Genomic DNA, 10,047 nt, shown 5'->3' on the forward strand with positions numbered 1-10,047 from the left:
GGAGAGGGCTGCATGGACCCCGTCGTCCATGCAGCGAGTGGAGCGAGGGTCAGGGGGCCCTCCGCGTGAGGCTCGTCCGGAAACACCCCCTCACCCTCGGCTGTCGCCTTGCTTTGCCGACGACAAGGTCGTCAAAGCCCTCTCCCCGCCCGGCGGGGAGAGGGGTACGCGCACGACCGAGCCAATCAATCGGAACTCGTCTCAGCTCTTCGGCGCGATCGTGAACGGCTGCTCGAAGGTCGAGGTCTTCGCGCTGCCCTTGTCGCGCAGCGTGTAGACCAGGATGTACTTGCCCGGTTCGGCACCGCTGATCGACATCGTCACGCTGAGGAACAGCTCCCGGTTCTTGAAGCGGCTCGTGAAATCGAAGCTCTGGAAGGCGTCCTGGCCGCCGAGGATCTTGCCGTCCGCCGACTTGATCGCGAAGTCCAGGGTGAGCCCGAACTGGTAGGTGCCGTCCGCGCCCGGCTTCCAGCTGTAGCCGACCGGCTCCACGTAGGTGAGGAGCTTCTCGCCGGGCGCGAAGACGTTCGTGGGACGCTCGGCGTAGCCGCCATAGAGGCTCGCCGGCGCGCTCACGAAGAGGGCGCGCCGCTGCGTGAGCGGCATCTTCTCCCAGGCCTCGGTCACGGCGCGGTCGAGGGCGTCGATCTCCGCGAGCGTCGGGGCTCCCGCCGCCGGCTTGCCGATCTCGATCCGGCCGCCCGACCCGCCGGCCTGGGCGCCGCCCGCGGCGGTCCCGAGGCAGAGGAGGAGGGCCAGGGCCCGACCGCGCTTCAGTCCCGACATCCTGGTCCCCCGATCGTCTCGACGCCCGGCAGGGTCATGCCGCGCTCGCGATAAAGTCAAGCTTCGCTTGGGCGGAGGCGGGCGCCCATACCGCCGGCGATGGCGCATGTCCGCCGCCGCGGCTCTCTCCTCCCCCTTGTGGGGAGGCGTAGGAGGTGGGGGTGGCGGGGTGACCCTGCCGCTCACCAGGCGGAACCACCCCCACCCCGAACCCCTCCCCGCAAGGGGGAGGGGACGCGCCTCGGCGGGTCGGGTAGCGCGAAACCATGCCGGCGATCACGGCGCGAGCGAACCCGCTCGACCCAATCGCCCGCTGCCGCGTTGTGCCCCGGGCGCACTCCGTGCCCTCGGGGGACGCCTGCATGATCAAGGATCTCTGGTACAAGAACGCCATCGTCTACTGCCTGTCGGTGCGCAGCTTCCAGGATTCCAACGGCGACGGGATCGGCGATTTCGAGGGGCTGGAGCGCCGGCTCGACTACCTGCAGGGGCTCGGGGTCACCGCGGTCTGGCTGATGCCGTTCCAGCCCTCGCCCAAGCGGGATGGCGGCTACGACGTCGCCGACCATTACGGCGTCGACCCGGATTACGGCTCGCTCGGCGATTTCGTCGCCTTCACGCATGCGGCCAAGCAGCGGGGCCTCAGGGTCATGATCGACCTCGTGGTCAACCACACCTCCGACCAGCATCCCTGGTTCAAGGCGGCCCGCGCGGACCCGGACTCACCCTATCGCGACTGGTACGTCTGGTCGGACAAGAAGCCGGCCAGCGCCGACGAGGGCATGGTCTTTCCCGGCGTCCAGACCACGACCTGGACCTACGACGAGCGGGCGAAAGCCTATTACTTCCACCGCTTCATGCCCTTCCAGCCCGACCTCAACACCGCCCACCCTGCGGTGCAGGCCGAGATCCTGAAGATCATGGGCTTCTGGATCGAGCTCGGCGTCTCCGGCTTCCGGATGGACGCGGTGCCCTTCGTCATCGCGAAGAAGGGTCCCGAGGTGAAGGGCGAGCCGATCGAGCAGTTCGACATGCTGCGCGAATTCCGCGAGTTCCTGCAATGGCGGCAGGGCGACGCCATCATCCTGGGCGAGGCCAACATCCTGCCCCGCCAGGACATGGACTATTTCGGCGACGATGCCGACCGGCTGCACATGCTCTTCAACTTCCCCGTCAACCAGGGGCTGTTCTACGCGCTGGCCATGGGCGACCACGATCCCCTGGTCAAGGCGCTGAAGAAGACCGCGCACCGTCCGGCCTCGACGCAATGGGCGATGTTCCTGCGCAACCACGACGAGCTCGACCTCGGCCGCCTCAGCGAGAAGCGCCGCGAGGCGGTGTTTTCGGCCTTCGGGCCGGAGCCCGACATGCAGCTCTACGACCGAGGCATCCGACGCCGCCTCGCGCCGATGCTGGGCGGCGACCAGCGCCGGCTGGAACTCGCCTACAGCCTCATGTTCACGATGCCCGGCACCCCGGTGATGCGCTACGGCGACGAGATCGGCATGGGCGACGACCTCACGCTGAAGGAGCGCGAATGCGCCCGCACGCCGATGCAATGGACGGGCGAGGCGCAAGCCGGCTTCACCACGAGCGCCCGCCCGACGATGCCGCTCATCGCGGAGGGCGCCTACGGCTACCCCCACGTCAACGTCGCCTCCCAGCGCCACGACCCGGATTCGCTCCTCAACTGGATGGAGCGCATCATCCGCACCCGCAAGGAGGTGCCGGAGATCGGCTGGGGCGATTTCTCCGTCGTCGAGACCGGCGCGGACGCGGTGCTCGGGCTGCGCTACGAGTGGCGCGGCAGCGCCGTCCTCTGCCTGCACAACCTCGACACCAACCCCGTTGAGATCACGCTGTCGGCCTCCGCCGCCGGGCCGGACGGCGCGCTGCTCATCGATCTCCTCACGGGCAAGCGCAGCGAGGCCGAGCGCGGCCGTCACCGCATCCTGATGGAGGGCTACGGCTATCACTGGTTCCGCGTCGGCGGGCTGGACGCGCCGCTGAAGCGGAAGTTGGCTTAGCGCCTCTCCTCCCCTTGTGGGGAGGAGTTGGAGGTGGGGGTGGCTGGGTGACCCTGCTGCAGCGGCCAGCGGAACCACCCCCACCCCTACCCCTCCCCACAAGGGGGAGGGGACGCTCCGGTCAGGTCCCGACCCGGCCGCCGCCCTGCTTGGTGATCGCGACCACCGCCGGGCGCGGGGGCACGCCGTCGCGAAAGTCCGGCCAGCGGGTCGCGGGTGCCTCGAAGGTGGCGGGCGCCGCGTTCGGGTCCTCCTCGTCGGCCTCGCCGGGGTGCTGGATGGCGACGAAGAAGGTGGTGTCGTCGGGGGTGAAGTAGGGGCCGCACAGCTCGGCGCCGTTGGGTACCCGGAAGAAGTGCTTGGAGGTGCCCCGGCCCGCGCCCTCCGTCTCCATCGCCCAAACGCCGTCGGCGCGGCCCGTCTTGGAGGCGGAATTGCCGTCGGTGGCCACCCAGAGCCGGCCCTGCGCATCAACCGAGCAGTTGTCGGGCATGCCGAACCAGCCGTCCCGCGTCGTCGCCGAGGAGAAGGTCGCGCCGACCGCGGCGATGGAGGGATCGCCGCAGCGGACCAGGATCTCCCAGCCGAAGCCCCGGGCCGCGTGGTCGCCGCCGTCGGGGGTGAACTCGACGATGTGCCCGAAGCGGTTGTCGCCGCGCGGGTTCGCCGCGTCGGCCTGGTCGGCCTTGCGCGAGACGTTGTTCGTCAGCATCACGTAGACCTTGCCCGTCTTCGGATTGGCCTCGACGTCCTCGGGCCGGTCCATCTTGGTGGCGCCGAGCAGGTCTGCGGCGAGGCGGGTCTCGATCAGCACGTCGGCCTGGCTCGCGAAGCCGTTCTCAGGCGTCAGCGGCCCGGTGCCGTGGACGAGGGGCAGCCAGGTGCCGCGCCCGTCCGCGTCGAAGCGGGCGACGTGGAGGGTGCCGCGATCGAGGATGTCGCGGTTGGCCTTCGGGTCCGCGGCGACGGCGGCCTCGGTGACGAACTTGTAGACGTAGTCGAAGCGCTGGTCGTCGCCCTGGTAGACGACGTATCGGCCGCCCTTGGCGACGATGCCCGCCGCGCCCTCGTGCTTGAAGCGGCCCATGGCGGTGCGCTTCACCGGCGTCGAGGTCGGATCGAACGGGTCGATCTCGACGACCCAGCCGAAGCGGTTGGCCTCGTTGGGCTCCTTCGTCACGTCGAAGCGCTCGTGGAAGCGGCCCCAGGCATAGGCGTTGGCCGGCAGGCCGAGGCGCTTGTAGTTCTTCGCCTCGGGCGCGTCCTCGGGCAGCTTGCCGGAGAAGTAGTAGTTGATGTTCTCCTCGCAGGTGAGCCACGTCCCCCAAGGCGTTGTGCCGCCGGCGCAGTTGTTGATCATGCCGAGCACCGTCCGGCCGGCCGGATCGGCCTGGGTCCGCATGCGCTCCGAGCCTGCGGCGGGGCCCGAGATCGTCATCGGGGTCATGGCCGTGATGCGGCGGGCGTAGGGTGAATCGGGCACCACCGCCCACTTGCCGTCCACCCGGCGGACCTCGATGACCGAGCCGCCATGGGCGGCCATCTCGATGTCGACGAGGGCCTGGTTCATGCCCTTGAAGGCGACGCCCTTGGTGTCCTGCCGGCCGAGGCCGGGGAACATCAGCTCCTCGTTCGTGTATTCGTGGTTCACGACGAGCAGGCCGTGGGCGGCAGGGTCGGCGGCGCCCGGCATCGGGAAGTAGCCGACGAAGTCGTTGTTGTAGCCGAACTGCTTGGCTTGGGCCTCGGCCGACTGGTTCTGCGGATCGAAGGCCGGCGCGCCGGGCAGCACCGGGTCACCCCAGCGGATCAGCACCTCGGCGTCGTGGCCGGGCGCGACGTGGTGGCGCTCGTCGGTGCCCGCCTTCAGCTCCGTGAAGGGAAAGAGCGGGGCCGGCGCGCCGTCGGCGGCCTGGGCCGCGCCGGCGGCGAGCGCGCGGGGCGTCACCACCGCCGCGATGGCCCCGACGCCGAGAAGCCCGCGCAGCAGGTCGCGCCGGTCGAACCGGGCCGCGACCACGTCGCCGAAGGTCGGGTTGGCGCTCGGGTTGGCGCCGATATCCTCGCCGTCCTCGGCGGCCTGCGAGCGGGTGCGCATCGGCTCGGTCATCGCGTCAGTCTCACTGTCTCATTCCTCGATCGACCTGGGACTAAAACGCCTGCATGGCACGCGCATGACGGCGACCGGATCAGCGCTCGCCCGCCGCGCGGAAGGCGCTCGCGAGAATCCGGCGGGTCGGTCCGTCGAGGCGGCTGAGCAGCACCACCCGCCCCGTCGGCAGGGGCGGCAGGCCGTGGTCGACGGCGACGCAGCCCTCCGGCAGATGCCGGCGTCCGAAGGTGCCGATCCCGAGCCCCGCGGCGACGGCCGCCTGCAGCGCGGAGACCGAGCCGCCGAGGAAGGCCTGGCGCCAGGGGCGCCCCGCCGCGTCGAGGGCGCCGGTCGCGGCGGTCTTCACGCCGCAGGGACCGTGCAGGGCGACGAGGGGGACGGGCTCGCGCTCGTCCCAGTCCAGGCTCGGGGCCGCCGCCCAGGCGAGGGGATCCTCGAACAGCGCCGTTCCGTCGCGCCGGCCGCTCTCCTGCCGGACGATCGCCGCGTCGGCCTCGCCGCGGTCGTAGGCCGCCCGCATCGCGCTCGAGAGCCCGACGACCACGTCCGGCGCCAGCAGCGGCAGGGCGCTGCGCAAGCCCGTCAGCGCCGCGGCGAGGCGGCCGCCCGCGGCGTGGTCGCTGACGGCGAGGCGGATCGTCGAGCGCCCGGCGCCGCCCTCCATCTCCGCGACCGCCCGGTCATGGGCGGCCAGGATCGTGCGGGCATGGGCGAGAAGGCGCGTTCCCTCCGGCGTCAGCCCGACCGCGCGCGGCGTGCGGGCCATCAGGCGGCGGCCGACGCGCTCCTCCAGCCGGGCGATGCGCAGCGAGATCGCCGATTGCGTGGCGCCAAGGCAGGTGCCCGCCGCCGTGAAGCTGCGGAGGTCGGCCGCCGCCACGAAGGCGCGGAGCTGGTCGAGGTCGAGGCTGCGCATTCCGTCATTCGTATCGCAAATCTCTGGAAGTGCAAAAACTCGTTTCTCAAATGATGCGGCGCGGGCGAGAACGGCCTCGTTGCCACACGCGAGGAGTCGCCGACATGCCCATCATCACCGTTCTGGTCTCGCCCAGGGATCCCGTCTCCGACCTCGAGCAGAGGGCGGCGGCGATCGCGGTCCGCGCCTCCACCGAGCGCCTCGGCAAGCGGCCGGAGCTCACCGCCGTGGTCGTCCGGCAGATCGACCCGGCCCATTGGTTCGTCGGCGGGCCCTCGCTGGCGGCGCAGGGACGGTCGAGCGTCTTCGTCGAGATCAAGGTCGTCGACGGCACCAACACCAAGGAGCAGAAGGAGGCCTTCATCGCCGAGATCTTCGCCGGCATGGGCGACCTCCTCGGCGACCTGCACCCGGAGAGCTACGTCCACGTGGACGAGGTCTCGGCCGACGCCTACGGCTTCGGCGGCCTCACCCAGGAGCGCCGCTTCATCGCGGGGCGCCTCGGGGTCGCGGCCTGAGCGCGCCGCGGCTCAATCGCTCCAGAGGATCGGCGGGAGCCCGACGGGATGCGAGCGGAGGGCCCGCTCCGCCGATCTGCGCCGCGCATGGTCGCGGATCAGCTCGACGACCGTCGCGATGAGGTAGGGCTTCGGGACGAAGGGTCCGAAGTCGTCGTCCAGGCGCCCGTCCTCCTCCCGGCGCCGCGCCGAGGTCAGGATGACCTTCACGCCGGGCTGCTGGATCTGGGCGTAGAGCGCCGCGATCAGCCCTTCGTCGTCGCTCGGCAGGTTGAGGTCGGCGAAGAGCACGTCGACGGGAGCCGTCCGCAGGAGGTCCATGGCTTCGGCGGCGTTATAGGCTTCGAGGACCCTGAACCCGTCGTGCCTCAGGGCTTCGCTGATCGCGTGCCGCGTGAGGAGATTGTCCTCGAGCACCATGACGGTCTGGTTTCCTCGCGACGCCCTGGAGGCGTGCGCCTGTGCCTTGCCCGTTCTGCCGATCACGCTTCAAGCCGGTTCCGATTGCATCGGTCATGGGTTCGGTGGCGCTCGAAGTCGCGCGGGGACCCCTTTGTCTAGTTTGATACAATGCTGCAACCCCAACGCGCGGGACAAGGGAGCGGCCGATCAAACCTTGTTGACACCGCGACCCCGTACCGGGCCGCGACGCACCCGTCTCAGGGCTTGGTGCGCGCCGCCGGCTTCGCCGCAGACTTGGCAGGTGCCTTGGCCGGCGCCTTCTTGGCGGCCGCCGCCTTGGGCTTGGCGGCGGGCTTCGCCGCGGCCTTCTTCGCCGGCGCCTTGCGCGCGGGCGCCCGCTTCTTCGCCCCGCCGCCGGCGGCCTCGCGGGCCGCGATCAGTTCGAGCGCCTGGGGCAGGGCGATCTCGTCGGCCGAGAGGGTCTTGGGCAGGGTGGCGTTGGTGGTCCCGTCGGTGACGTAGGGGCCGTACTTGCCCGATTTCACCACGATCGGTTTGCCGGACTCGGGGTGCGGCCCGAGCGCCCGTCCGGGATCGGAGGCCGGGCCGCGGCGCCCGCCGCCCTGCTCCTTGGCGACGATGAGGTCGATGGCGCGGTTGGGCCCGACCTCCAGCACGTCGTCGTCGCGGCCGAGATTGGCGTAGGTCTTCCCGTGCTGCACGTAGGGCCCGAAGCGGCCGAGATTGGCCAGGATCGGCTCGCCGGTCTCGGGGTGGCGCGCGACCTCGCGGGGGAGGGCGAGGAGCGCCAGGGCCTTGGCCAGATCCACGGCCGCGGGGCTGAGGCCCTTCGGCAGGGAGGAGCGCTTGGGCTTCTCGGCCCCCTTCTCGGCGGAGGCCTCGCCGAGCTGGACGAAGGGGCCGAAGCGGCCGTCGCGCAAGCTCACGGGCAGGCCGGTGACGGGGTCGTCGCCGAGCACCCGCGTGCCGGGCTGGCCGCCGTTCTCGGACGTGCCCTCGCCGTCGCCCTCGACGCCCGAGGCCGCGAGCTGGCGGGTGTACTTGCACTCGGGATAGTTCGAGCAGCCGACGAAGGATCCGAACTTGCCGAGCTTGAGCGAGAGCTGGCCCGAGCCGCAGGTCGGGCAGGTGCGCGGGTTGGAGCCGTCCGCCTTCTCGGGGAAGATGTGGGCGCCCAGCAGCCCGTTCAGGGCCTCCAGCACCTCCGTGACGCGCAGCTCCTTGGTGCCCCCGATGGCGGCGGAGAAATCGCGCCAGAACTCACGAAGGACCTCGCGCCAGTCGATCTCGGCGTTCGAGACCCGGTCGAGCTGGCCCTCGAGGTCGGCGGTGAAATCGTACTCGACGTAGCGCTTGAAGAAGCTCTCGAGGAAGCCGGTGACGAGCCGGCCCTTGTCCTCGGCCACGAGGCGCTTCTTCTCGATCCTGACGTACTCGCGGTCGCGCAGCGTCTGCAGGATCGCGGCGTAGGTCGAGGGCCGGCCGATGCCGAGCTCCTCCATGCGCTTGACGAGGCTCGCCTCCGAGTAGCGCGGCGGCGGCTCGGTGAAGTGCTGGGTCGAGACGATGCGCTCGCGCTTGAGCGGATCGCCCGCCTTCATCGGCGGGAGGCGACGCGAATCCTCGTCCTCCTCGTCGTCCTTGCCCTCCTGGTAGAGGGTGAGGAAGCCGTCGAACTTCACGACCTGGCCTGTGGCGCGCAGCTCGATCCGGCGCGGGCCGACGCTCGCGGTCACGTCGACGGTGGTGCGCTCGAGCTCGGCCGATTCCATCTGGCTCGCCACGGTGCGGGTCCAGATCAGCTCGTAGAGCCGGGCCTGCTCCGCATCGACCGAGCGGGCGACCTGCTTGGGCAGCCGGCCCATGTCGGTCGGGCGCACGGCCTCGTGGGCCTCCTGCGCGTTCTTGGCCTTGGTGCTGTACTTGCGCGGCACGTTCGGCAGGTAGCGGTCGCCGTATTCCTTGCCGATCACGCGACGGGCATCCGCGATGGCCTCGGGCGCCATGTCGACGCCGTCGGTGCGCATGTAGGTGATGAGCCCGACGGTCTCGCCGCCGAGGTCGATCCCCTCGTAGAGCTTCTGGGCGACCCGCATGGTCTGGGCCGGCGCCATCCCGAGCTTTCGCGAGGCTTCCTGCTGGAGCGTCGAGGTGGTGAAGGGCGGGGCGGGGTGGCGCTTGGCGGGCTTGGCCTCGACGGAGGCCACCTGGAACGTCGCGAGTTCGAGGTCGCGCTTGAAGGCGGCGGCCTCCTCGGCGTTCCCGACATCGAGGCGCTGGATGCGCTTGCCGTCGGCGCCGACGAGACGGGCCTCGAACGTCGCGCCCTCCGCCGTCACCAGGGTGGCGACGAGGGACCAGTACTCGCGCGGCCGGAACGATTCGATCTCGGCCTCGCGCTCGCAGACGAGGCGCAGCGCCACCGACTGGACCCGGCCGGCCGACTTGGCGCCCGGCAGCTTGCGCCACAGCACCGGCGAGAGGTTGAAGCCGACCAGGTAGTCCAGCGCCCGGCGCGCCAGGTAGGCGTCGACCAGGGCCTGGTCGATCTGGCGGGGCTGGCGCATCGCGGTGTCGACCGCGGCCTTGGTGATCGCGTTGAAGGTGACGCGCTCGACCGGGATGCCCTTGAGCGCCTTGCGGTTGTTCAGCGCCTCGACGACGTGCCAGGAGATGGCCTCGCCCTCGCGGTCCGGGTCGGTCGCCAGGATGAGGCCGTCGGCGCCCTTCAGCGCCCGCGCGATCTCGGAGACGCGCTTCGAGCCGCGCTCCTCGAGCTCCCACAGCATGCGGAAATCGGCCTCGGGATCGACCGAGCCGTCCTTGGCCGGAAGGTCGCGGATATGGCCGAAGGAGGCGAGCACCTCGTAGCCGCGGCCAAGATACTTGTTGATCGTCTTGGCCTTGGCCGGCGACTCGACGACGACGACTTTCATGTAGGGGTTCAGCCTCTCGTCAGAGCCAGCCGCGACTGAGATTGTGGGAGTGACGCATCGGCGACATCAGCCCTTGGCGGAGGGGCGTCGCGCCGGGGACAAGTGGGTCACGGCCGGCGGCTTGTCAAATGGACTGGCCCTGCGGGCGGGGCTCCGAACGCGGGTGGACAGCGATCGTGGGACAGCTGGTGGAATGTACGAGCCACAACGCTTGTCATCCCGGGGCCGCCCCCGGAATGACAAAGGGGGGTGCCCCGCGCAGTCCCGTGACCGCCGCGCACGCACCATCGGAGCCCACCCGATCACGATTGTTCTTGATAAATAT

The 10,047-nt window shown here is 70.6% G+C and carries 7 protein-coding genes; 2 read left to right on the forward strand and 5 right to left on the reverse strand.

Features of this window, described 5'->3' with window-relative positions:
- Nucleotides 1-201: 201 nt before the first annotated feature.
- The gene (locus MFF55_RS23785) at nucleotides 202-789 is read right to left on the reverse strand and encodes a hypothetical protein (RefSeq protein WP_238246585.1); all 588 of its coding nucleotides are present in this window, start codon (nucleotides 787-789) and stop codon (nucleotides 202-204) included.
- Between the two features lie 362 nt (nucleotides 790-1,151).
- On the opposite strand from MFF55_RS23785, the gene MFF55_RS23790 reads away from it, so the two are divergent.
- On the forward strand, nucleotides 1,152-2,816 hold the full coding sequence (locus MFF55_RS23790; RefSeq protein WP_238246586.1) for an alpha-amylase family protein: 1,665 nt from the start codon (nucleotides 1,152-1,154) through the stop codon (nucleotides 2,814-2,816).
- A gap of 121 nt (nucleotides 2,817-2,937) precedes the next feature.
- Here the strand turns inward: MFF55_RS23790 and MFF55_RS23795 are convergent, their stop codons facing one another.
- Both MFF55_RS23795 and MFF55_RS23800 read right to left on the reverse strand, forming a co-directional pair.
- Complete coding sequence (locus MFF55_RS23795; RefSeq protein WP_238246587.1) at nucleotides 2,938-4,926, reverse strand: PhoX family protein; 1,989 nt, start codon at nucleotides 4,924-4,926, stop codon at nucleotides 2,938-2,940.
- Between the two features lie 79 nt (nucleotides 4,927-5,005).
- The gene (locus MFF55_RS23800) at nucleotides 5,006-5,845 is read right to left on the reverse strand and encodes a LysR substrate-binding domain-containing protein (RefSeq protein ID WP_238246588.1); all 840 of its coding nucleotides are present in this window, start codon (nucleotides 5,843-5,845) and stop codon (nucleotides 5,006-5,008) included.
- 104 nt (nucleotides 5,846-5,949) lie between these two features.
- Here MFF55_RS23800 and MFF55_RS23805 point away from each other — a divergent pair, with 104 nt between their 5' ends.
- Complete coding sequence (locus MFF55_RS23805; RefSeq protein WP_238246589.1) at nucleotides 5,950-6,363, forward strand: tautomerase family protein; 414 nt, start codon at nucleotides 5,950-5,952, stop codon at nucleotides 6,361-6,363.
- Between the two features lie 12 nt (nucleotides 6,364-6,375).
- Here the strand turns inward: MFF55_RS23805 and MFF55_RS23810 are convergent, their stop codons facing one another.
- Together MFF55_RS23810 and topA are read right to left on the reverse strand one after the other, a co-directional pair.
- Nucleotides 6,376-6,783 carry a response regulator gene (locus tag MFF55_RS23810; protein WP_238246590.1) on the reverse strand — a complete coding sequence of 136 codons (408 nt, stop codon included), beginning with the start codon at nucleotides 6,781-6,783 and terminating at the stop codon, nucleotides 6,376-6,378.
- A 239-nt stretch (nucleotides 6,784-7,022) separates the two neighbouring features.
- A complete protein-coding gene (gene topA / locus MFF55_RS23815; protein ID WP_238246591.1) occupies nucleotides 7,023-9,722 on the reverse strand; it encodes a type I DNA topoisomerase in 2,700 nt (899 codons plus the stop codon).
- Nucleotides 9,723-10,047: the final 325 nt, after the last annotated feature.

It is taken from the genome of Methylobacterium iners (genome assembly GCF_022179305.1).
GTDB classification, from domain to species: Bacteria; Pseudomonadota; Alphaproteobacteria; order Rhizobiales; family Beijerinckiaceae; genus Methylobacterium; species Methylobacterium iners.

Bases quoted from the DNA above. Each gene is read 5' to 3' on its own strand.
- MFF55_RS23800 (WP_238246588.1), bottom strand. From the start codon at position 5,845: ATGCGCAGCCTCGACCTCGACCAGCTCCGCGCCTTCGTGGCGGCGGCC.
- topA (WP_238246591.1), bottom strand. From the start codon at position 9,722: ATGAAAGTCGTCGTCGTCGAGTCGCCGGCCAAGGCCAAGACGATCAAC.
- MFF55_RS23810 (WP_238246590.1), bottom strand. From the start codon at position 6,783: ATGGTGCTCGAGGACAATCTCCTCACGCGGCACGCGATCAGCGAAGCC.
- MFF55_RS23805 (WP_238246589.1), top strand. From the start codon at position 5,950: ATGCCCATCATCACCGTTCTGGTCTCGCCCAGGGATCCCGTCTCCGAC.
- MFF55_RS23785 (WP_238246585.1), bottom strand. From the start codon at position 789: ATGTCGGGACTGAAGCGCGGTCGGGCCCTGGCCCTCCTCCTCTGCCTC.
- MFF55_RS23795 (WP_238246587.1), bottom strand. From the start codon at position 4,926: ATGACCGAGCCGATGCGCACCCGCTCGCAGGCCGCCGAGGACGGCGAG.
- MFF55_RS23790 (WP_238246586.1), top strand. From the start codon at position 1,152: ATGATCAAGGATCTCTGGTACAAGAACGCCATCGTCTACTGCCTGTCG.